General features: G+C 69.3%; 16 protein-coding genes. 9 read left to right on the plus strand and 7 right to left on the minus strand.

Annotated features, from left to right (window positions below; translation table 11 throughout):
- Positions 1 to 267: 267 nt before the first annotated feature.
- From AC1DO7_RS17295 to AC1DO7_RS17335, 9 genes are all read left to right on the plus strand, one after another.
- Complete coding sequence (locus AC1DO7_RS17295; protein ID WP_441612805.1) at positions 268 to 942, plus strand: response regulator; 675 nt, start codon at positions 268 to 270, stop codon at positions 940 to 942.
- Positions 942 to 2,414 carry a sensor histidine kinase gene (locus tag AC1DO7_RS17300; RefSeq protein WP_441649893.1) on the plus strand — a complete coding sequence of 491 codons (1,473 nt, stop codon included), beginning with the start codon at positions 942 to 944 and terminating at the stop codon, positions 2,412 to 2,414. Before AC1DO7_RS17295 ends, AC1DO7_RS17300 begins: the two co-directional genes overlap by 1 nt.
- Positions 2,415 to 2,799: 385 nt before the next feature.
- Positions 2,800 to 3,768, plus strand: a complete 969-nt coding sequence (locus AC1DO7_RS17305; protein ID WP_441649894.1) for a Bug family tripartite tricarboxylate transporter substrate binding protein — start codon at positions 2,800 to 2,802, stop codon at positions 3,766 to 3,768.
- A gap of 263 nt (positions 3,769 to 4,031) precedes the next feature.
- Positions 4,032 to 4,505: a tripartite tricarboxylate transporter TctB family protein gene (locus AC1DO7_RS17310; protein ID WP_441612808.1), complete on the plus strand. Its 474-nt coding sequence runs from the start codon at positions 4,032 to 4,034 to the stop codon at positions 4,503 to 4,505.
- Positions 4,506 to 4,518: 13 nt separating this feature from the next.
- Complete coding sequence (locus AC1DO7_RS17315) at positions 4,519 to 6,036, plus strand: tripartite tricarboxylate transporter permease (protein ID WP_441612809.1); 1,518 nt, start codon at positions 4,519 to 4,521, stop codon at positions 6,034 to 6,036.
- A gap of 169 nt (positions 6,037 to 6,205) precedes the next feature.
- Positions 6,206 to 7,264 carry an AbrB family transcriptional regulator gene (locus AC1DO7_RS17320; RefSeq protein ID WP_441649895.1) on the plus strand — a complete coding sequence of 353 codons (1,059 nt, stop codon included), beginning with the start codon at positions 6,206 to 6,208 and terminating at the stop codon, positions 7,262 to 7,264.
- 51 nt (positions 7,265 to 7,315) lie between these two features.
- Positions 7,316 to 7,732, plus strand: a complete 417-nt coding sequence (locus AC1DO7_RS17325) for a PaaI family thioesterase (protein ID WP_441649896.1) — start codon at positions 7,316 to 7,318, stop codon at positions 7,730 to 7,732.
- 62 nt (positions 7,733 to 7,794) lie between these two features.
- On the plus strand, positions 7,795 to 8,715 hold the full coding sequence (locus AC1DO7_RS17330; RefSeq protein WP_441612811.1) for a patatin-like phospholipase family protein: 921 nt from the start codon (positions 7,795 to 7,797) through the stop codon (positions 8,713 to 8,715).
- A gap of 80 nt (positions 8,716 to 8,795) precedes the next feature.
- Positions 8,796 to 10,283, plus strand: coding sequence for an FAD-dependent oxidoreductase (locus tag AC1DO7_RS17335; protein ID WP_441649897.1), 1,488 nt, complete (start codon positions 8,796 to 8,798; stop codon positions 10,281 to 10,283).
- 130 nt (positions 10,284 to 10,413) lie between these two features.
- Here the strand turns inward: AC1DO7_RS17335 and AC1DO7_RS17340 are convergent, their stop codons facing one another.
- From AC1DO7_RS17340 to AC1DO7_RS17370, 7 genes are all read right to left on the minus strand, one after another.
- Entirely contained in the window at positions 10,414 to 11,295 is an 882-nt protein-coding gene (locus AC1DO7_RS17340; RefSeq protein ID WP_477116363.1) for a ChaN family lipoprotein, read from the minus strand.
- A gap of 114 nt (positions 11,296 to 11,409) precedes the next feature.
- Positions 11,410 to 11,730, minus strand: a complete 321-nt coding sequence (locus AC1DO7_RS17345) for a DUF2149 domain-containing protein (protein ID WP_441612814.1) — start codon at positions 11,728 to 11,730, stop codon at positions 11,410 to 11,412.
- Positions 11,727 to 12,236, minus strand: coding sequence for a MotA/TolQ/ExbB proton channel family protein (locus tag AC1DO7_RS17350; protein ID WP_441649899.1), 510 nt, complete (start codon positions 12,234 to 12,236; stop codon positions 11,727 to 11,729). Before AC1DO7_RS17350 ends, AC1DO7_RS17345 begins: the two co-directional genes overlap by 4 nt.
- 5 nt (positions 12,237 to 12,241) lie before the next feature.
- Complete coding sequence (cobN, locus tag AC1DO7_RS17355; protein WP_477116364.1) at positions 12,242 to 16,312, minus strand: cobaltochelatase subunit CobN; 4,071 nt, start codon at positions 16,310 to 16,312, stop codon at positions 12,242 to 12,244.
- Positions 16,313 to 16,335: 23 nt separating this feature from the next.
- Positions 16,336 to 18,612, minus strand: coding sequence for a TonB-dependent hemoglobin/transferrin/lactoferrin family receptor (locus tag AC1DO7_RS17360; RefSeq protein ID WP_441649901.1), 2,277 nt, complete (start codon positions 18,610 to 18,612; stop codon positions 16,336 to 16,338).
- A 275-nt stretch (positions 18,613 to 18,887) separates the two neighbouring features.
- A complete protein-coding gene (locus AC1DO7_RS17365; RefSeq protein WP_477116365.1) occupies positions 18,888 to 22,094 on the minus strand; it encodes an efflux RND transporter permease subunit in 3,207 nt (1,068 codons plus the stop codon).
- 19 nt (positions 22,095 to 22,113) lie between these two features.
- Entirely contained in the window at positions 22,114 to 23,349 is a 1,236-nt protein-coding gene (locus tag AC1DO7_RS17370) for an efflux RND transporter periplasmic adaptor subunit (protein ID WP_441649903.1), read from the minus strand.
- Positions 23,350 to 23,533: the final 184 nt, after the last annotated feature.

Genomic DNA, 23,533 nt, shown 5'->3' on the forward strand with positions numbered 1-23,533 from the left:
GTTGCGGGCTCGGCGGCAGGCCGGCGGTGCGCGGCGCGGCAGACGGCGACAGGGGCGGTAAAGAGGCTGCGGGCGGAGCGGAGACGGGGAGCAACTTGCGCAAGGCTGGAACCATCGGTGCTGACATCGGTGGCTGGGAGGGCCCTGGCGCGCTCGCCGCGCCCGGCCCGGGGCGGGGTTATTATAGGCGCCCGCGGCCAGTCCCCCGCGGCGGCGGCGGTGCCGCATTGTGAACAACGGACGTTTATCGAGCATGGGAGGACCGGCGTGCGCTTGCTGCTGGTGGAAGACGAAATCGAACTGGCGCGCTGGGTGGCGCGCGCGCTGGAGCAGGGCGGCTTCGTGATCGAGCACGTGGCCGACGGCCTGCAGGCCGAGGCGCGGCTGATGGCCGAGGAGTACGACGCCGTGGTGCTGGACCTGCGCCTGCCCGGCAAGGACGGCCTGGCCGTGCTCAAGTCCATGCGCGGGCGCGACGACCGCACCCCGGTGCTGATCCTCACCGCGCAGGACACGCTCGACGAGCGCGTGCGCGGCCTCAACCTGGGCGCCGACGACTACCTGCCCAAGCCCTTCGCCATCGCCGAGCTGGAGGCGCGCATCCTGGCGCTGATCCGCCGCAGCCGCGGGCGCGCCCATCCGCGCCTGCAATGCGGCTCGCTGGTGTTCGACGGCGAGACCCGCAGCTTCACCCTGGGTGGTGCGCCGCTGGCGCTGACGCCGCGCGAATCGACGCTGCTGGGCGCACTGCTGGCCAGGAGCGGCCAGCCGCTGACCAAGGCGCAACTGCTCGACAAGGTGTTCTCGCTCGATGCCGACGTCAGCCCCGACGCCATCGAAGTGCTGGTCTACCGCCTGCGCAAGAAACTGTCGGGCCACGGCGTGACCATCGTCACGCTGCGCGGSTTCGGCTACCTGCTGGAACCGGAAGGGCAGGCCTGATGCTGCGCCGCCTGCCCCGGCACTGGCTGCGGCACTGGCTGCAAGGCAGCCTGCGCCGCCAGCTGCTGCTGCTGCTGGTGCCCGCGCTGGCGGCGATGATGGCGCTCGATACCTGGCTGACCTACGGCACCTTGCGCGACGCCGCCAATGCCGCCTACGACCGCTCGCTGTACGGCTCGGTGCGTGCCATCGACAACGCCATCGGCATGGCCGGCGAGAGCGTGCAGATCGCGCTGCCCGACGCCGCCATGGAGATGTTCGAGACGGCCACGCAGACCCACGTGTTCTACCGCGTCTCGCTCGAGCGCGACGGCCGCATCGAGACCGTCACCGGCTACGACGACCTGCCCCTGCCAGCCGGTGCGCTGCCCAGCAACCAGTCGCGCTTCTACGACGCCGACTACCGCGGCGACCCGGTCCGCATCGCCGTGCTGGCGCATCCCGTGTACCGGCCCAATGCGCACATGCGCGTGATCGTGCAGGTAGCCGAAAGCGCCGAGCCGCGCCTGGAGCTGATCGCCACCGTATGGCGCGGCGCGCTGGCGCGCGACGTGCTGCTGATCCTGGTCAGCGCGGCCATCCTGGTGGCCGGCATCACCTACGTGCTGCGCCCGCTCGCCCGCGTGCGCGACGACGTGCAGGCGCGCCCGGCGGAAGACCTCGCGCCGCTGGCCTTCGACCACGTGCCGCTCGAAGTGCGCCCGCTGGTCGACGCCGTCAACCTGCACGTCTCGCGCTCCAACGCGATGACCCAGGCCCAGGCCCAGTTCATCGCCGACGCCGCGCACCAGTTGCGCACCCCGCTGGCCATCCTCAAGACGCAGGCCGAATTCGCCCAGCGCCAGCTGAGCGCCGGCGCAGATCCCGCGCACGCGCCCCAGGCCGCCCGCGAAGCCGTGGGGGGCATCGTCACCCAGCTCGAGCAAGCCGCGCGCCTCACCAACCAGCTGCTGGCGCTGGCGCGCGTGCGCCAGCAAGCCGGCACCGACAACCCCGGCGACGCCGCCGAACCGGCGCCCCTGACCGACGCCGTGGCGGTGGCCGAGCAGGTCGCGCTGGACTACCTGCCGCTGGCGCGCGGCAAGCAGCAGGACTTCGGCTGGGAGCGGCCTGCCGGGCTGGTGCTGCCGGTGCGCGCGGATGCGGCGCTGCTGCGCGAGGCCTTCGCCAACCTGGTCCACAACGCCATCCAGTATTCGCCGAGGGGCAGCCGCATCACGCTCTTTGCTGCCCGCGCCGGAAACACGGCCTGCCTCGTGGTGGAAGACGACGGGCCGGGGATTCCCCCCGAGGAGCGCGAGAAGGTGTTCGCGCGGTTCTACCGGCGGGTCGGCAATACCGAGCCCGGCTCCGGGCTGGGACTGGCCATTTCGCGCGAGATGGCGGCGCGCTTCGGAGGCACGGTGGAACTGGGCGAGGCGGTGCAGGGCAAGGGGGTGAGGGCGGTGCTGGGGTTGCCGGCAGCGGGCTGAGCGCGTCGCCGCGCCAGGGCATTGCCAAGGCCGGAATGCAAATGTTCCATACATCCACCCCCACGTAAACCCCAGCCTAATACCTGTCAATTTGACAGCCTTTTGACAGTTTCCCCCACCTAGAATGCCCCCCATGGCCTGCATAGCGGCCATCCGGGCAAAATACCGCCTGGCAAAAATCAAAGAACAAGTCCGGCATGCACGCTGAGCAGCGGACGGGAGACAACACTTCGCCACCGGGTCCTGCCCGGCGCGCCGGAATGCCCCCCCGCCCCCCGCAAGCCCGTTGGAATGCCAGCCGGATGCTCCCCGGGTCGGCGCGCGCCAGGCGCCACAAACTCCGTGCTCCAATCACCGGCAACCCTAAAACAAGCAGGAGACCGCAATGCGCCGTTCGATTCATCGCTTCGCCCATGTCGTCATGGCCTCGGCCGCAATCACCGCCACCGTGGCTGCCGCGCCCGCATTCGCCCTCGACAACGTCAAGTTCATGATCGGCGCCAACCCGGGCGGCGGCTATGACCAGACCGGCCGTTCGCTGGGCGCCGCGCTGGTGTCCGCCCGCGTGGCCAAGACGGCTTCGTACGACAACAAGGGCGGCGCGGGCGGCACCATCGGCCTGACGCAGTTCGTCAACACCGACAAGGGCAACCCCAACGCGCTGGTCGTCACCGGCGCGGTCATGGTGGGCGCGATCGAGACCAACAAGCCGCCGGTCACGCTGAAGAACGCGACGCCGGTGGCGCGCCTGTTCGCGGACACCATGGTGATCACGGTGCCGGCGAATTCGCCGCTGAAGTCGGTCAAGGACCTGACCACGCAGCTCAAGGCCAACCCGGGCAGCGTGAGCTGGGGCGGCGGCTCCAAAGGTTCGATCGACCACATCCTGGCCGGCCTGATCGCCAAGGACGTCGGCGTGGATCCGAAGAAGATCAACTACGTGCCSTTCCAGGGCGGYGGTGAAGCGTCGGCCTCGATYCTSGGCGGCCACGTGACCGTCGGCATCGCCGGCGTGTCCGAGTTCCTGCCCTTCATCAAGAGCGGCAAGATGCGCGCGCTGGCCGTGACCTCGAAGGAGCGCACCGCGGACATCCCGACGCTCAAGGAGCAGGGCGTCAACGTGGAAATCTACAACTGGCGCGGCGTGTACGGCGCGCCCGGCATCTCCGCCGAACAGCGCAAGGCGCTGGTGGACGCGGTGGTCAAGGCGACCGAGACGCCGGTGTGGAAGGAAACGCTGACCAAGAACGACTGGACGCCGTTCCTGCTGACCGGCGACGAGTTCGGCAAGTTCGTGGACAGCGAGTCGACCCGCCTGGGCAGCACGCTGCGCGAACTGGGCGTGGCCAAGTAAGCGATGCGCCGGCGCGCGGCGCCGGCCAGCAGCATCATGGATTCACCGCATCACCGCATCACCGCATCACCGCTTCATTGCTTCATCGCTTCACCTGTCGGCCCTGCCTGCGGCGCACCGGAATGCCCGGTGCGTGCGCGGCGGTCGGGGGCCTGGTGTCCACCTGCGATACCCAATAACCAAACCATAAGTCGCCGGGCCCCCGCCGCGTGCGGGGCGACAAACCGCGGCGCGCCACGCACGGCCGCCCGAAGGAGTCCTTGATGAAACCCTCGCACCTGGCGATCGGCATTGCCGTATTGCTGCTCTCCCTGTTCTACTTCGTGGGCCTGCCGGGCATCTCCGGCGACGAAGGCTATGCCGGGCTGTCGCCGCGCTTCATGCCCACGCTGGTCGCCATCGGCCTGGCCGTGTGCGGCGCCGCGCTGACCTGGCAAGGCATCCGCGGCGGCTTTCGCAACATGCCCGAGGAAGATGCGGAGCTGCCCTCGGCCCCGCACAACTTCCGCGGCTTCCTGTGGGTCGCGGCCGGCCTGGTGGCCAATATGGCCCTGATCGGCACGCTGGGCTTCGTGCTGGCGTCGACGCTGCTGATGATCTGCGTGGCGCGTGGCTACGGCAGCAAGCGTTTCCTGCGCGACGGCTTCATCGGCCTGTGCATCACGGTGCCGATGTGGGCGCTGTTCGAATTCCTGCTCGGCATCAACCTGCCGCTGCTGCCCGTCGCCGGGTTCTGACCGGAGCTGATCCATGGACACTCTCAATTTGCTGATGCACGGCTTTGCCGTCGCCATCACCCCGATCAACCTGATGTGGGCGCTGGTGGGCTGCTTCCTCGGCACCGCCATCGGCGTGCTGCCGGGCATCGGCCCCGCGCTGACGGTGGCGATGCTGCTGCCGCTGACCACCAAGGTGGAACCGACCGCCGCCCTGATCATGTTCGCCGGCATCTACTACGGCGCCATGTACGGCGGCTCCACCACCTCCATCCTGATGAACACGCCGGGCGAATCGTCCACCATGGTCACCGCCATGGAAGGCAACCTGATGGCCAAGAGCGGCCGCGCCGGCCCGGCGCTGGCCACCGCGGCGATCGGCTCGTTCGCGGCGGGCACCATCGCCACCGTGCTGCTGTCGATGTTCGCGCCGGTGGCGGCGGACGTGGCGCTGCAGTTCGGCCCCGGCGAGTACTTCATGATCATGCTGCTGGCCTTCACCACCGTGTCGGCGGTGCTGGGCTCGTCGCTGCTGCGTGGCATGACCAGCCTGTTCCTGGGCCTTGGCATCGGCCTGATCGGCATGGACTCGCTGTCGGGCCAGACGCGCTACTCGATGAACGTGCAGGAGCTGTACGACGGTGTCGATATCGTGGTGGTGGCGGTGGGCCTGTTCGCGGTGGGCGAGGCGCTGTTCAACGCCTTCTTCCCGCAGCCCGGCGGCAGCTTCAACAAGCTCAGCAGCATCATGATGACCAAGTCGGACTGGAAGCGCTCGGTGCCGGCCTGGATCCGCGGCACCATCATCGGCTTCCCGTTCGGCCTGATCCCGGCCGGCGGCGCGGAAATCCCGACCTTCCTGTCCTACGCCACCGAGAAAAAGCTGTCCAAGCACAAGGGCGAGTTCGGCACGGTCGGCGCGATCGAAGGCGTGGCCGGCCCCGAAGCCGCCAACAACGCCGCGGTCACCGCCACGCTGGCGCCGCTGCTGACGCTGGGCATCCCCACCTCGAACACCACCGCGATCCTGCTGGCGGCGTTCCAGAACTACAACCTGCAGCCGGGCCCGATGCTGTTCCAGACCTCGGGCGACCTGGTGTGGGGCCTGCTGGCTTCGCTGTACATCGGCAACGTGATGCTGCTGGTGCTGAACCTGCCGGCCATCGGCCTGTGGGTGCGCATGCTGCGCATCCCCACGCCGCTGCTGTACGGCGGCATCCTGATCTTCGCGGGCCTGGGCGCCTACGGCATCCGCCAGTCGTGGTTCGACCTGCTGCTGCTGTTCGTGATCGGCGTGCTGGGCATGGCCATGCGCCGCTTCGACTTCCCCACCGCGCCGGTGATCGTGGGCATGATCCTCGGTCCCATCGCGGAGAAGCAGCTGCGCAACGCGCTGTCCATCAGCCAGGGCGACTGGTCGATCTTCGTGACGCAGCCGATCTCGGCCACCATCCTCGCCATGACCGTGGCGGTGGTGGTGATCCCGCGCGTGCTGGGCTGGCTCGCGCGGCGCTCGGCGCGGCGCGGCGAGGTAGCCGACGCCGCCGGCTGATCCGGGGCAAAATGCGGGCAAGGCCCGGCACTTCGCGGTGCCGGGCTTTTTTTTGTTGCTGACCAACCTGATATCGCGCATGCATTCTCCCCTCCGCCCCTGAGGGGCGCGGGAGCAAGCACCGCCGTCATTCCAGACGGTCCTGGCGCATTCGCCAGGCCGCCGCCACATGTCCACTCTCTATCACCGCTGGCGTCCGGTCGTGCTGACGCTGCTGCTCGGCCTGACGGCCGCGCTGCTCTGCACGCTGCTGCACACGCCGCTGCCCTGGATGATCGGTCCGCTGCTGGCCGTAGCCATCGCGCGCATGCGCGGGGCCGACCTGCGCGCGCCGACGCAGGCGCGCAACGCCGGGCAGTGGGCCATCGGCACCTCGCTCGGGCTCTACTTCACCGCCGACGTGGTGGCGCGGCTGCTGGAGTTCCTCCCCTATATCGTGGCCGGTTCGCTGTTCGCCCTGGCGCTGGGCTGCGGCGGCGCGTTCCTGCTGCGCGGGAGCACCGGCGTGGCGTTCAAGACGGCGTACTTCTCCACCGCCATCGGCGGCGCATCCGAGATGGCCAACCTGGCCGAGCGCAACGGCGCGCGCATCGACCAGGTCGCCGCCGCGCATTCGCTGCGGGTGCTGATGGTGGTGGTGGCGGTGCCGGCGCTGTTCCAGTACGGCGGCATCCACGGGCTCGATCCCTATGTCCCGGGCCCGCGCACGGTGAACTACGCCGGGCTGCTGGTGCTGATCGCCATCACCGTCAGCGTGGCGCTGCTCGCGCGGCGCGCGAACCTGCCCAATCCCTTCGTGATCGGCACGCTGCTGGCCGCGGCGGTGCTGACGGCATCGGGCATCGAGCTGTCGGCCATTCCCACCTGGATGAGCCGCGCGGGCCAGCTGCTGATCGGTGTTTCGCTGGGCGCGCGCTTCTCGCGTGATTTCCTGCACACCGCGCCGCGCTTCCTGACCGGCGTGGCACTCTACACGCTGGTGGCGCTGGTGCTGTCCGCGCTGTTCGGCTGGCTCCTGTCGGCGCTGTCGGGCGTGCATCCGGCCACCGCCATCCTCGCCACCACGCCGGGCGGCATCGCCGAGATGTGCATCACCGCCAAGGTGCTCGAGCTGGGCGTGCCGCTGGTCACCGCCTTCCATGTGATCCGGATGGCCTTCGTGGTGCTGTGCACCGGCCCCCTGTATCATTGGCTCAAACATCGCGCCGCGCCGGAGGAGACCGAGTAGCAGCCTGGCCGGCCGCCACCCAGGACAGACGGGACTGCCATGCCAGAGCCAATGCCGGAATCCACTCTCACGCCCGCCGATATCGACGGCATGCTGCAGCGCGTGCTGGCACCCTGGGTGCGCCAGCTCGGCCTGCGCGCCGAAGCCGTTGATGCGCAAGGCGTAACACTGCGGCTTCCGTTCGACGAATCGTTTCGCCACGCGGGTGGCGTGGTGTGCGGCCAGGTGCTGATGTCCGCCGCCGATACCGCCATGATCGTGGCCATCGCCAGCGCGCTGGGCAGCTTCCGCCCCATGACCACCGTCACGCTGACCACCAACTTCATGCGCCCCGTGATCAAGGGCGACGTGCTGGTGCACGCCCGCGTGCTGCGCCTGGGCAAGACCGTGGTGTTCGGCGAGATCGAACTGACCGGCACGGACGGCAAGCTGGCCGTGCAGGCCACCACAACCTACGCGCTGCTGTGAGCGGCGCTTCGCCCGGCTTGCCCACCGACATTGCGCGCCATCCGGCGCATGACCCTCACTGCATGAGCCCCGCAACCCTCCGGCCCGGCGCTTCGCCTTGCGCCTCCCCCTTCGACCAGGTCGTGTTCGCCGGCGGCGGCAACCGCTGCTGGTGGCAGGCCGGCTGGTGGGACAAGGTGGCGCCTGAGCTGGGCCTGCGCCCCCGCGTGATCGCCGGGATCTCGGCCGGCGCCGCCACCGCGTGCATGATCTACACGCACGATGCGCGCCAGGTGATGGCGTACTACCAGGACGTGCTGGCCAGCAACCGCCGCAATGTCTACTGGAGCAACCTGCTGACCAGGCAGCGCGTGTTTCCGCACTACGGCATCTACCGCACCGCGCTGCTGAATATCTTCGCCGACGGCCGCCTGGCGCAGTTGCAGGACGCGCCCGAGATCCGCATCGGCGTGGCGCATATCCCGCGCTGGAGCGGGCCGCGCACGGCGGTGATGGCCGGGCTGCTGGCGTACAACATCGAGAAACACTGGTTCAAGACGCTGCATCCGCGGCTTGGGCGCAAGCTCGGCTTCCATCCGGAATTCGTGCGCGCGCAGGATTGCGCCTCGCCCGAGCAACTGGCCGACCTGCTGCTGCAATCGGCATCCACGCCGCCGTTCACGCCGGTGCTGCGGCGCAACGGGCGCCCGGTGCTGGACGGCGGCATGGTGGACAACGTGCCGGTCGACGCGCTCGACCCGACGCCGGGCAACGTCCTGGTACTGGTGACAAGGCTCTATCCGCGCCCGCAGCGCTTCGTGCTGCAGCAGGGCGGGCAGCGGCGGCTCTATCTGCAACCTTCGCAACGGGTACCGATCTCGAGCTGGGACTACACCCAGCCCGGCGCGATGATCGGTGCCTACGAACTCGGCCAGCGCGACGCGGAAACCTTCCTGCGCGACTGGCCGTCTGTCATGAAGACGGAGCTGGGCGCCGGCGCGTAGCGGGCAACAACGCGCCGGTCCGGCGCCCGGCTCTGTCATCACGATGTGCAATGCGGCCAAGGCCGCCACAGGAGGCATTGATGACAAAACGCCAGGCAAGACCGGCAAGCGAGCGCCAGAGCGCACGCAGGGCGACAACCGAGCAGGCCGTCGAGCGCGTGCCGCGCCGCGGCAAGCGCAAGTCCGGCGCGCAGCGCGAAGCGGATTTCGTGGTGATCGGCGCCGGCTCCGGCGGCGTGGCCGCGGCACGGCGCGCCGCATCGCACGGCGCGCGCGTGGTGCTCGTCGAGCGCGACGCCATCGGCGGCACCTGCGTCAATCGCGGCTGCGTGCCCAAGAAGATGCTCTCCTACGGCGGCACCCTGGCCGCCATCCTCTCCGGCTGCCTCTCGCACACCGGCGGGCGCGAGGACTGGAGCGACGCCATCGTGCGCGTCAACGCCGAGATGGCGCGCCTGCACGTGGCCTATACGCACAACCTGCAGAACGCCGGCGTGGAACTGCTGCACGGCGAGGCCACCGTCACCGCCTCCGACCAGGTACTGGTCGGCGCCGAGACCATCCGCGCACGCCGCATCCTGATCGCCACCGGAGCGCGCCCGCGCACGCTGCCGGTGCCCGGCGGCGAGCTGGCCAGCAGCTCCGACGACATCTTCACCTGGCAGAGCCTGCCTGCCTCGATCGTGGTGATCGGCGGCGGCTATATCGCGGTGGAGCAGGCCTCGATCCTGTCGCGCTACGGCGTCAAGGTCGAACTGCTGGTGCGCGAAGACCGCCTGCTGCAGCGCTTCGACCACGAGATCGCCGCGGCGCTGGCCGAAGCACTCGCCGCCAAGGGCGTGCGCCTGCATTTCAATGCCGAGGTCACGCTGCTCAACCAGGCCAACGGCGCCATCGACGTGTGCTACCGGCAAGCGGGCAACGGCGGGAATGGCGGGAATGGCGGCAACGGCGGCAAGGAGCGCATCCACACCGTGCGCGCGCAGGCCGCGCTCGCCGCCATCGGCCGCGAGCCGGTCTGGGACGGTCTCGGCCTCGAAGCGCTCGGCGTGGAACGGGCCGAGAAGGGCGGCATCCAGGTCGACCGCTCCTTCCGCAGCAAGGTACGCTCGATCCACGCCGTCGGCGACGTCATCGACGGCCTGCACCTTACCCCCGTGGCCAGCGCCCAGGGACGCTGGCTGGCCGACCGCCTGTTCGGGCGGCGCGGCGACCGCGCGGATTTCGACATGGTGCCCACGGCCGTCTTCTGCGAACCCGCCATCGGCAGCGTCGGCCTGAGCGAGCGGCAGGCCATCGAAGACGCCGGCAAGGCCGAGCGCGTGCAGAGCGTGGTGCGCCGCTTCGTCTCGCTGGAAAGCCGCTTCGGCGGCAGCGAGCAGGCATCGATGGTGAAGCTGGTGGTCAACGCGCGCAGCGGCCGCGTGCTGGGCGCGCACATGATGGACAACGCCGCGCCGGAAATCATCCAGGCCTTCGCGGTAGCGCTGCGCCTTGGCGTGAAGCTGTCGCACCTGCACACCACGGTGCAACTGCATCCGACGGTGGCGGAGGAGCTGTTCGGCTGATAGGCGGCTGATACGGTTGATGGCCGGTTGATAGCCGGCCGATAGCCGGCTTGAGTCCGGCTGGCGCTGGCCGAGTGCGCGGGCAGGGCATGCGCCGCGCAGTTGGCGCAGCGCAAGCCGGTCTGGCCACTCAGGCCGGCGCGGCCTCCGCGCCGGGTTTCGCATCCTTGCACGGGTCCGGCCGCTTGTGCGCGGGCACCAGCACCACGCGGTCATAGGCGCCCACTTCGCCGGCGCCGGCTTGTTCGAGATAGCCCACGCTGTAGATCTTGCCCTGCTCGGTGGCGAGCCAGCGCGGCGCGCCGACGTCGCGGCGCACGTGGCCGTTGCCGGCGATCAGCACGGCGCCGCGGTCGGCGTAGGCACGCATGGCGGCGGCCATCACGGCGTCGCGCGCGGCCTGGGCGTCGAGCATGCCGGGCAGCATGGCCTTGGGGAAATTGCCKCAGTGGCCGCGCTCGAGCACGGCGGTCTGTTCGCTGGCCACGTCGGCGGGCAGCGGCGCGGCGAGACCGAGGCGCTTGCGCTCGGCCGTATCGAACAGGCCGTCGAGCCCGCCGCGCACGATCTTGCCCGCATCGGCGCGCGAGAGGTTGGCCGCCACCAGCGGCAGGTCGTAGCGCAGCGCGAGCGCCACCACCGGCGTGTACAGCTCCCATTGCCAGCCCGTGCCGCCGGCCTGCGCGACCACGTAGGCCGCATCGCCGGGACGCTCGCGGCGCGCGCGGTCGATATCGGCCTGGCGTTCGCGGTCGAACTGTTCCATGGCGATGGCGGGCCGCCAGCCTGCCTCGAGCGCGCTCGACAGCGCCAGCAGGCGCCGTTTCTGGCCGTCGGCATTGTCGTGCACCTCGCCCAGCAGCACGTAAGTCTTACCGGTGAACTGGTGCGCGACATCCCCCGCGACGGCGGCGGGCGGCGTGCCGGCGCAACCGGCCAGTCCCGCCAGGATGGCGGACGCGATCACCATTCCGGCGGCGCGGCGAGGAGCAAGGCGGGTAAGTGTGGGCATGGCGGGGTGGTCCTGTTTCAATGCTACGGTTGTTGCTCGCGGCGCTTGTACGGGCATTCGCGCCGCACGAAGCGTGCCACGCGCGCCATCGGCACAGGYGGCGCGTCGTGACTATTATTGTCCAGTTGCGCCTTCCGGCACATACACCATCGAGCCGTCCTTCAGGCGATACGCCACGCCGGCCTTGGTGCCGTCGCCGCTGCCGACCTGGCCGCTGGCCTGGTAGCGCACGACCTTCTCGCCCTGCCTGGACACGATCTCCATATTGGGCTTGCCCGGATTGGTGATGACGGTGACGTCGGCATGCGTGAACGGGTTCATCGGGTTCTGCGCGATCGCCACCAGCAGCGCGGCGATCACCACCAGGAACACGTCGATGAGATTCACCACCGACAGGATGGGATCGTCGGCTTCGCTCTCTTCGAGGAATTTCATGCGTCCACCTCCCATTGCGGCTGGTGCTTGCCGAGCCAGACCAGTTCCTCGGCCAGCCAGCGCCGGCGCACGTTGACCACATAGAACGTGATGCTGGCCGCGATCAGCGCCAGGATCACGGCGGAGAAGGCAATGGTGAGGTTCTCGCCCACATTGGCGAGATTGCCGCCGGACAAGCCCTTGAGCGCGGGGCCCATCGGGATCATGGTCGCCACCAGTCCCAGCATGGGCGCCACGCGCGTGGCGATGCGCGGCCATTCCAGCAGGCGGTGCGCGGCGACGTCGAGCGCGTCGGGGTCCTGCACGCGCTGGCGCAGCGCGAATGTCACCAGTGCGTAGCCGCGCCCGCTCTCGATGGCGTTGCGCCGGCGCTGCCAGGCCTGCATGGCGAACTCGCCGAGCGCCCAGAAGGCGTAGAGAAAGAGCAGGCCGATCAAGGCGAGCGTCGGGTACAGGAACAACTGGCCGACGTCATACATCAGGGTTTCAAGCAGGGTAGGGGTCATGATGTTCAGTGGGTCTTGGTGTGTTTTTCGGGGAGAAGCGCGACGCCGCCGCGGCGGCGCGCGCTGATGGCGCCGCCAAGCAGCGCCCCGCCCAGCGCGATGCCCGCGGCGAGCCAGGACAGCACCGGCACGATGGCCGCGGCGGGCGGCTTGCGCTCGACCAGCTGCATGCCTTGCACCGCTTGCGTCTGCGCAGGCGGCGCGGGCTGCGGCGACCGTGGCTGCGGCTCGGCCTGCTGCCGCGGCTTCGGCGGCGTCGCGGCTTGCGGTGCCGCGGGCTTTGGTGCGCCGGACGGCGCCGCCGCGGGCGCCTGCATGCCGTAGCCCGGCGCGCCGGCCGCGCCAGCCTGTTGCTGCACGTCACGGTTGAAGCTGCGGTTGTCGCTGCGGATATCGTGCCGCTGCGCGAGCGTCTGCCAGCGCTCGGCCAGCGTCCTGAGCAGCGCGGGATCGGCCTTCCAGTAGCCTTTGCGCGCGGCCTCCATCATGCGCTCGATGACCTGCGCCTGGGCCTGGGGCGCGTTGCGCTCGAACCATTCGTCGAGGCCGAGCTTGTGCTTGTCCTTGACGTAGACCTCGGCGAACTCGGTCCACTGGTCGTCGCGCACGATCTCCGGCGCCACCGCGGTCCAGCCCCAGAAGTTGTTGACGGTGTCGAGCATATTGAGCGCGCCGCTGTAGCCTTCGGCCTTCATGCCCTCGATCCAGCCGGGATGGAAGTAACGCGTGCGCAGTTCGGTGGCGAGAAAGGACGCTGCCGTTTCGGTGCGCGCGTGGTTCGCGTCGCGCAGGTTGGAGATCAGCAGCTCCGGCGCCTTGCCGGTGAGGTGCCGCACCGCCAGCCCGATGCCGCCGAGATACTGGAACGGATCGTCGGTGGTGAGCATGCCATACAGGTTGGAGCTGCGCGCCAGCAGCGCGCCCTCCACGCCCTTGAGATTCTCCGCATAGAGATTGAGCTGCGGCAGCTTCTCGCCCCAGGTCTTTTCATCGGGGCCGTAGGCGTATTGCATGCGCGCGAGATAGAGGCCGGCAAGCTTCGCATCCGCCGCCTTGCCGCTGCCGAAGCTGTCGCTGGCGAGGGTGGCGTCGTTGAGGCCCGTGCCGTAGTTGCCGGACTCGCTGGCGAAGATGCGCGTGAGCGCCAGCGCCTCGATGCGCTCCGCGCTCATGTCCTGCGCCTTGAGCTGCGCCAGGCGCTCGCGCACCAGGCGCGTGCCGGCGGCCACCGCGTTGTCGGGCTCGGGCTGCGCCGCGGCCAGCCTGACGGCTTCGGCCAGCCACTTCATCAGGTTGGGAAAGTGGTCCCGGTAGAGGCCGGTGGCGGACAGCACCACATCCACGCGCGGACGCTTGAGTTCCGCCGCCGGGATCGCTTCCACGCCGATCACGCGGCCGCCGCCGTCCCACTGCGGGCGGATGCCCATGGCAGCCAGCGCCTGTGCCTCGAGCATGCCCTGGTGCCGCATGGTTTCCACGCTCCACAGCGAGAAGGCGAGCTTGGCGGGCCATCTGCCGTGGCGCGCGCGCCAGTCCGCGATCATCGCTTCAGCGGCAGCCTGCCCCGCCTGCCATGCCTCGCGGCTCGGCACCTTGGACGGATCGAAGCCGTACAGGTTGCGCCCGGTCGGCAACGCATCGGGATTGCGCACGGGATCGCCGCCGGTGCCGGCAAGCACATAGCGGCCGGCCAGCGCGGTGAGCACCGCTTCGCCCTCGGGCGCTGCGTCGAGGCTGGCGTAGAGCGTGCGGGCGCGTTGCATGTCTTCGCGCTGGCGCACATCGGCCAGGCTGGCCAGCGGCGCGCCGTCGTTTACGTAACGGCGCAGCATGGCGTAGGGCGCGGTCTGCGCGAGCTGCCTGTAGTCGAGCGCGAACAGTTCCTCCGGCTCCTGCGGAAACACACGCTTGAGCCATGCCGGGCCGAGCATGGCCATCACCGTGTAGAGACGTAGCTCGGGCTGCTGCGATTCGCCGAAGGTGTGCAGTCCGTACGGCTGCAGCGCGCCGGCGAGTTCGTGCAGGTGCGTGTGCAACGCATCGAGGAAGCCCGTGAACTGCGCGCCGGCGAGTGCCCGCGGCCAGCCCATGTCGTCGAGCAGGTGCAGGCGATCGCTGCGCGCGAGGATGTCGTCGCGCAGCGTGTCCTTCACCGCGCCTTCGTCCTGCTGCAGGTAGTTGTGCAGCTGGTCATGCAGCGTGGAGAGATCCGTATGCAGGCCCGCCGGCTTGAACGGCGGGGTCTGGTGGCTGACGATGGTGGCGCGGCCGCGGCGCTTGGCCTGCAGCGCTTCGCCCACGTCGTCGACGATGTAGGGATAGATCACCGGCACGCTGCCCAGCACCAGGTAGGGCTGGTCGGTCACGGACAGGCCGCGCTCCTTGCCGGGCGTCCATTCCTGCGTGCCGTGGGTGCCGTAGTGGACCAGCGCGTCGCGCCCTTCGCGCGCCCACAGGTAGGCGGCCATGTAGAAATGGTTGAGCGGCGTCCTGGTGGAGTGGTAGAGCGCTTTCTCGGCGGCTTCGTCGCGCTCGCCGCGCGGCGGCACCGGCATCAGCGCCACGTTGCCGAGCTGCAGGCGCGGGATGGCAAAACCCGCCTCGCCGTTGCGGCGGGTCGCCATGGCCGATGATTCGGGTTCGCCCCAGCGCGCCTTGACCTCGGCGCGGAATCCGGCCGGCTGCGCGTCGTACCAGCGGCGGTATTGCGCCATCGGCATCCATGCCGCGCGGCCTGCGTCGAGCAGGCGGCCGAGCTGGCCTTCGCGATAGAAGGGCGCGAGCAGCGCGCCGAGCTCGCGCTGCAGCAGGGCTTCGTTCGCGGCTTCGGTGCGGTAGCCCGCGGCATGCAGCGAAGCAAGCGTGGACGAAAGGCTGCGCGGCAGGTTGAGGAACGATGCCGACAGGTTTTTCTCGCCCGCCGGATAGTTGTAGAACAGCACCGCCACGCGCTTGTCGGCATTCGGCGTGCGCTGCAGGCGCGCGAGCGCGAGCGCCTTGTCGGCGACGGCATCGAGCTGCGCCGGCAGGCTGACGATGCTGCCGTCCTTCTGCGAAGTGGCGGCCGCCAGCATGGGATCGCTGACGCCGGCCAGTTCCGGCTGCACGAGGTAGAAGGGCGTGTCGGTGAGGCTGATGCCTTGCGGGTCGCGCGCCCAGTCCTGCGCGTCGCCACGGCGATAGGGCATGACCTGCAACACCGGAATGCCGAGCGTTTCGAACTCGGCCTTGCGGCCCGCGGCGTTGAGCATGATCTGCCCGTTGACCAGCACGTCGGTGATGCGCTTGCCGCCGGGCGCGGCCATGCGCAGCACGCCGTCGGCATCCATCACGGGGCTGTAGAACACCAGGGCGCGGGCGCCGCGCGCCTCGATGCGCGCGACCAGGTCATCGACGAAAGCGCTGTCGAGTCCCGACACATAGGCCTGGTGGATCGCCACGCCGATCACCGGCTCGCCCGCATGGCCGGAGACGGCGAGCGCGGCATCCGGCGATTCGGTGACCACGCTCGCCAGGCGCGGGTGATAGTAGGCGGCCTTGGGGAAGATCACCGGCGCGGGGATGGTGCTGTCTTCGCCCATGGCGGCGCGCAGCCGGAATTGCTGCGCGGCCAGCGTGCGCATCATGGCGTCGAAGTTGGCGCGGCCGCCGTTGACGTAGTACGCGTGCACGCGCTTGCCGAGCGCGGCGTCGACGCCGTGCGCTTCGAAGCGGTCGGTGGCGATCAGCAGTCGCGGCACGCGCGCGTTCGTCCACAGCGGCCCGAGCCTGGCGAGCATGTCGGTCACGATGTGATCGCGTGGCGCATCCAGGATCAGCATTGCGGCGCCGTCGATGAACGGCGCCACATCCTGCGCGCTCATGCGTTCGAGATAGCGCGCGCCGAGCGTCATGCCATGCGCGCGCGCCATCGCCTGCAGCGGCTCGAACTTGCCGGCCGGCACCGGCGAGGTGGTGAGCACGGCGATGCGCGGCGGCGCCGCGCCAGCGTGCTGGGCGCCGAACGCCAGCAAGGCCAGCCATAGCAGGCCGAGCGCGCGCAGAAGACGCAGGCAGTCGTTTCTTTGTGGGGACATGGTTTGTTCTATGCGCCTTTCGGTCAGAACGACAGCTTCACGCTGGCGGCAAAGGTGCGGCCCGGCTGCGTGTAGAAATCCAGGCCCGGTTCGCTGGCGGCCACGCCGGACTGGCGCACGTCGCCCCACAGCCAGTACTTCTTGTCGAACAGGTTGTTTACCGACAGCACGATGCTGGCGTAGCGGTTGAAGCGCCACCACGCCTGCACGTCGGTCACGCCATAGCCGCCCGGCTTGAAGTAGGTGAAGCTGCTGTCGTCGGTGCGCGTGACGGGACGCGCGCCGCGCCAGCGCAGGCTGGCGCCCTGGCCCTGGCTGTTGCTGCCGCGCTCCCACGTCAGCGCGGCGCTGGCGCGCAGCGGCGAGACGCTGTTGAGCGGGCGGTCGGTCTGCTCGTTGGTGCCGTGCGCATAGGCCACCGCGCCATCGACGCGCCATTGCGGCAGCAAGCGATAGCTGCCGCGCCACTCGGCGCCGTAGATGCGCACGCTGCTCTGGTTGCGATACTGGTAGGTGGCGCGCAGCCCCGCCAGGCAGGCCGGGTCGGAAGGGCAGTTCAGCTGCACCTGCTCGATGAAGTCCTTGTAGCGGTTGTCGAACAGCGCCACGCTGCTCTGCACGCGTTCGTCGGAGTAGCGCGCGCCGATCTCGAAGGAGCGGCTCTTCTCGGAGTTGAGGTCGCCGTTGGGCGCGGCGCCGTAGCCCTGGATGGTATTGCGGAAGCTGCCGTTGACTTCCTGGTAGTTGGGCGCGCGGAAGCCGAACACGTATTGCGCCCACAGGTTGATCCGGTCGGTGGCCTGCCACAGCGCGGACAGCTTGGGCGAGAGCGCGGAGTCGCTCTTGCTGATGGCGGGCTTGGAGGCCACGCTGTTGTAGAGCTTGTCGTCGTCCGGGCCAAGCGAGTAGTGGTCGAAGCGCAGGCCCGGCGTGAGCGTGAAGCGGCCGCCGGCGAACTGCAGCGCGTCCTGCACGAACACGCCGGTCTGGCGCGTCTCGCCGCTGGGGAAATCGTGGATCGGGAAGTTGTCGCCGGCCAGCGACTTCGATACCGTACCCGTGGTGCGGTTGTACGCGGTGCCGTCGCGGTTCTCGCTCGAGCGCACGCGGATGAAATCCACGCCGCCGGTAAACAGGTGGCCGACCGGGCCGATGGCGAACGATTTGTCCGCCTGCAGGTTGAAGCCGGTCTGCTGCTGGCGGAAGCCGAACAGCAGGTGCACGTCRCACAGGCTGGTGCCGGCCGTCGAGCCGGAGCAGCCGGCGCTGGTGCGGCTGCGCACCTGGTCGGTCACGGTGCGGTTCTCGCTCTCCTGGTAGAACACGGTGGCGCCGAGTCGGTCGAGCACGCGGCTGGCCGGCTTCCATTCGTAGTCCAGGCTGACGCGGTTGCGCGAGACGTCCTCGGTGCCGCTGGCGGAGGTCACGCGCGGCAGTGACGGCGACAGGCGGCGGATATCGGTGAAGGTATCGCCCTCGCGGTGCTCGTAGGTCAGCCTGAAGCGATGGCCGGCGGCGGGATCGAACACCAGCTTGCCCAGCCAGGCATTGGTCTCGCTGTTCTGCGGGTTGGCCACGGAGCGGCCGGTGGAGGTGGAATCGTCGCCGCCCATGCTTTGCACCGCGTGCGCCTTGCGGTGCGCGTACATGAACAGGCCCTTGATGGTTTCGTTGCCGCCGGCCACGCCCGCGGTCTGGCCGAAACCGCTGTCGATGCCGTTCCACGACAGGCCCGCTTCGCCGCCCGCGGCATTGCCGCGCATCAGGTCCTCGGGATCCTTGGTGACATAGGACACCACGCCGCCGATGGCGTCCGAGCCGTACAGGCTGGAAGCCGGCCCGCGCAGCACTTCGACGCGCTTGAGGAAGGAGAACTCGGGCGCGTCGCGAGTGGCACTGGACAGGTTGGAGGGACCGCCGCCGTTGTAGTAGTCGGGCAGGCGCACGCCGTCCACCATCAGCAGCACGCGGTTGTCCTCGATGCCGCGGATATTGATGCTGCCGGTGCCGAAGCGGCGCCGGTCGCGCGGCACGTCGACATCGGGTTCGTCGGCGAACAGGCCGGCTTCGTCGACCGGCTGGGTGCGCTCGATCTGGCGCGCCTCGATGGCGGTGATGGTCGAGGCGACCGCATCGGCGCGCTCCTCGGTGCGGGTGGCGGTGACCACCACCTCGCTCAGCGGGCGGACCGGCTCCTCGGCCGGTCCGGCGGCGAAGGCAGGGCAGGCCAGCGTGGCGCAGACGGCGATGGGCGTGACTCGGACGGAGGCGCGCAGGCGCGCCAGACAGCGGCGTTTCATGGATTTTCCCCCATATGAAAACGAAACGCTGGCTGGCTGGAGCGATGGTGCGGGTGGCTGGCTGGCGTGGTCAGGCGCAGCTCGGCACAGCCGGCTACGCTCTATTGAGAATGCGAATTATTATCAATTGGTAACGATTTGTAAAGCAGACATGCAGAGGCATTGTGCCGCCCATGCCACACCGATGTGGCCTGCGGGGCCGGCCGCAAGGCAAAAGGGCGGTGCCGGCTGACCGGCACCGCCCCCTGGCGTGGATGCAACCGCGGTGAGTGCGCTCAGTGCCGCTCGACGGCCGCCTCGCCCCCCACCAGCACCGGCATGCGATTGCCTTCGGCATCGATCTGCAGCGGGCCGGTGCCCGAGAAGCGGTCCAGTGCGAGATAGATCACCGGCGTGATGAACAGCGTGATCACCTGCGAGAACAGCAGGCCGCCCACCACCGCCAGGCCGAGCGGCTGGCGCAGCTCGGCGCCGGCGCCCAGGCCGAGCGCCAGTGGCAGCGCGCCCATCACGGCGGCGAAGGTGGTCATCAGGATCGGGCGGAAGCGCAGCAGGCAGGCCTGCCGGATCGCGCGCGCCGGGGCCATGCCCTGCTCGCGCTGCGCCGCCAGCGCGAAGTCGATCATCATGATGGCGTTCTTCTTCACGATGCCGATCAGCATCAGCACGCCGATGGTGGCGATCAGCGACAGCTCGATATTGAAGATGAACAGCGTGAGCAGCGCGCCCACCGCCGCCGAGGGCAGGCCGGCCAGGATGGTCAGCGGGTGGATGTAGCTTTCGTACAGCACGCCCAGCAGCGTGTAGATGACGGCGATGGCCGCCACCAGCAACAGCACCTGGGTCGCCTGCGAAGACTGGAACACCGCCGCGTCGCCGCCCCAGCTGGTGAAGATCGAGGTCGGCATGGCGATCTCCTGCCGGTAGGCATCGATCTTCGAAGACGCGTCGCCCAGCGCCGCGCCCGGCGCGAGATTGAACGACACCGTCACCGAAGGCAGCTGGCCCTGGTGGTTCACGGCAATCGGCCCGACCCGGCGCTCGGTGGTGGAGAAGGCCGAGATCGGCACCATCTGCCCGGTCTTGCTGCGCACGTAGAGCTTGGAGAACGCGGTCTCGTCGGCGCGGTCGATGTCGGCCGCCTGCAGGATCACGTAGTAGTTGTCGATCGGCGTGTAGATGGTGGAGACCTGCCGCTCGCCGAAGGCGGAATACAGTGCCTGGCGCACGTCCTGGATCTGCACGCCGAGCGCGTTGGCCTTGTCCCGGTCGATGGAGAGCTGCGCCTCCAGGCCGGATTGCTGCGAGTCGCTGGTGACGTCGCGGAACACCGGGTCGGCGCGCATCTTGACCATCAGCTTGTCGGAAAACTCCTGCAGCTGGCCGGCCTTCACGCTCTGCAGCGTGTACTGGTAGCGGCTCTTGCTCTGGCGCCCGCCCAGGCGCAGGTTCTGCACCGGCGAGAAGTAGACCGCCAGGCCCGGGATGCCGGCCACGTCGCGGCGCAGCGATTCCACCACCTTGGCCATGCGCGGACGCTCGCCCAGCGGCTTGAGCTCGACGAACATGCGGCCGGTATTGATGGCGGGCGAGTTGCCGCCGCCGATCGACACCACGATGCTGCGCACCGCGGGATTCTTGCGCATGCGCTCCGCGGCGTCGCGCAGGCGGTCGGCCATGGCGTCGAAGGAGATGTCCTGCGGGCCTTCGGCGTTGACCTGGATCTGGCCGATGTCTTCTTCCGGGAAAAAGCCCTTGGGAATGGTGGCGAACAGCACCGCGGTCAGCACGAAGGTCAGCCCGGCCACCGCCAGCACTGACTTGCGGTGGGCCAGGCACCAGTCGAGCCCACGCGCATAGCGGTGCAGCGTGAACTCGAACAGGTCCTCGAACCACTGCGTGGAGCGCATCCCGATGGTCTGCTTCTGCGCCACGGCCGGTGCGTGCGCGCCGCCGGCGTGGTCGCCATACGCGTGCTGGGACTCGTCGATGGGCACGTTCTCGGCCGAGAGGAAGCGCGCGCACAGCATCGGGATCAGGGTCAGCGATACCAGCGCCGACACCAGGATCGACAGCGACACCACCGCGGCGAACTCGTGGAACAGCAGGCCGATCACGCCCGGCATGAAGAAGATCGGGATAAACACCGCGATCAGCGAGATCGAGATCGAGAGGATGGTGAAGCCCATCTCGCGCGAGCCGACCAGCGCGGCCTTGAGCGGCGGCACGCCTTCCTCGATATGGCGCACGATGTTTTCCAGCATCACGATGGCATCGTCCACCACCAGGCCCACGGCGAGCGTGATGGCCAGCAGCGAGACGTTGTCCAGGCTGTAGCCGAACGCCTTCATCAGCGCCACCGTGCCGATCAGCGAGATCGGCAGCGAGACGGTGGGGATCAGCGTGGCCGCGGCGCGGCGCAGGAACAGGAAGATCACCAGCACCACCAGCGCCACGGTCAGGGCCAGTGTGAACTGCACATCGTGGATCGACTCGCGGATCGACTGCGAGCGGTCATTGACCACGTTGACGCTCACCGAGGCCGGCATCTGCTGGATCAGGCGGGGCAGGGCGTTCTTGATGGCGTCGACCACCGCCACCGTGTTGGCGTCGGGCTGGCGCAGCACGGCCAGCACGATGGAGCGCTCGTTGTTGAGCCAGCTGCCGGTCTTGATGGTCTCGACGCTGTCCTCCACMTCGGCCACGTCGGACAGCCGCACCAGCGCGCCGCTGGGCTGGCTGGCCACGATGATGTTGCGGAAGGCGTCGGCGCTGGCGAGCTGGCGGTTGGCCTGGATGGTGAGCGTCTGGCGCGCGCCGTCGAGCGTGCCGACCGGGGTGTTGGCGTTGGCGCGGTTCAGCGCGGTGGCCAGCTCGTCGAGCGTCAGGCCGCGCGCGGCAAGCGCATCCGGATGGGCGCGCACGCGCACCGCGAAGCGCTTCTGGCCGAAGATCTGGACCTGCGCCACGCCCGGCAGGGTAGCCAGCGTGGGCGAGATCAGGTTGTCGCCGAACGCGTTGAGCTCGGCCAGGCTCATGGCCGGCGAGTTGATCGCCAGCAGCAGCACCGGTGCATCGGCCGGGTTGACCTTGCGGTACGACGGCGGCACCGTCATCTCGATCGGCAGCGAACGCTGCGCGCGGAACAGCGCCGCCTGCACGTCCACGGCCGCGGCATCGATGTCGCGGTCGTTGTTGAACTCGATGGTGATGCTCGAGTTGCCCAGCGTGTTCGACGAGCTGATCACCGACACGCCCGGAATGGTGGCGAACTGCTTTTCCAGCTGCGTCGCCACCGAGGCCGCCATGGTCTCGGGGCTGGCCCCGGGCAGCGTCGCCGTGACCTGGATCACCGGCGAGTTGAACGAGGGCAGCGCCGCGATCGGGATGGTGGGGTAAAGCGCGATGCCGGTGACGATCACCGCAAGGCACAGCAGCACCGTCATCACCGGACGGCGGATACAGAGCTCGGACAGGGTCATGGCGTTGGGGCTCTGGAATTCAATGCTTGGCGTCGGCGGCTGCGGCGCTGGCCGCGACGGCCTTGGCCGCCGGCGCGCCTTCGCGCACCAGGCTGCCCGCGCGCAGGTTCTGCGCGCCCTCCACCACCACGCGCGTGCCTGGCGGCACGCCTTCGATGACGGCGGCGCCGGCGGTCGAGACCTGCACCTTCACCGGCACCGGCTTGACGCGGTTGTCGGGCTGCACGACGTAGACGAAGCGGCCCTCGGGGCCGGTCACCACGGCCTGCGGCGGCACCGACAACGCACCCTTGAGGGTCTGCACCACGACATCGACGTTGGCATAGGTGCCCGGCCACAGGCGCTGCTCCTCGTTGCCGAACTGGGCCTTGATGCGGATGCTGCCGTACTGCGGGTCGACCGTGTTATCCACGAAGCTGATCTTGCCGGTGACCGGGCTCTTGCTGCCGTCGTTGGGCAGCGCGGTGACGGTGACCGGGCCGGCGTGCATCGCCTCGCGCAGCGCCGCGAGCTGGCGCTCGGGCAGCGTGAAGGTGACGGCGATGGGCTGGATCTGGGCGATGGTGACCATCGGCAGCGCGCTGTTGGGCATCACCAGCGAGCCGGGGAACATATTGATCACGCCAGTGCGCCCGGCGATGGTGGCGCGGATGGCGCCGTAGCTGACCGCCACGCGGCCGGCCTCGATCGCGGCCTGGTCGGCGCGGATGGTGGCTTCGAAGCCGTCGACCTTGGCCTGGGCGGTATCCACCGCGCTCTTGGAGATGAAGTTGCGCTGGAGCAACTCGTTGCTGCGCGCCAGGGTGCGGCGGGCGTCGGACAGGTCGGCCTGGTCGCGCATCAGCTGGGCCTGCGCGCGGGCAAGGTTGGCCTCGTCCATGCGGGTGTCCAGGGTGAACAGCAGGTCACCCGGCTTGACGGTCTGGCCTTCCTTGATGTGCACGGCGCGCACCGTGCTCGAGACCTGCGGGCGGACCTCGACCGTGGACAGCGCACTGACCGTCCCGTTAGCGCTTACTTTCAGCGGAACGTCCCCCTGCTGGACCACGGCCGTGCTCACCACCACCGTGGCGGGCGCCTTTGCGGCGGGCTTGGGCGCCAGCCACGCGCGCCAGCCGTACCATCCGCCCGCTGCCAGCGCGGCCAGGACCACGGCCAGCACCCATGGGGAGACGCGTCCCTTTCCCGTGCCCATGCCTGGACTCCACTTACCGTCGACGAAGCCCTTGGCCTGGTCGATGCCGTTCGTTTTCATGTGAGGACTCTCTTACAGTGCGCGCATCAGGCGCCGCTCCCCGACGGCCCGGTTTCTGGGAACCAGTGCCGACTCGCGACAAAACCGCTACTAGTACAGGATCGGGACCGCCGGCGGCTAGTGGCGGCGCCCTCCACCCCATTACAAACTATTACAGCACGGGGGGTACCTGCTTGTATCAAGA

The sequence above is a fragment of the Cupriavidus sp. 05N40 genome (assembly GCF_056397305.1).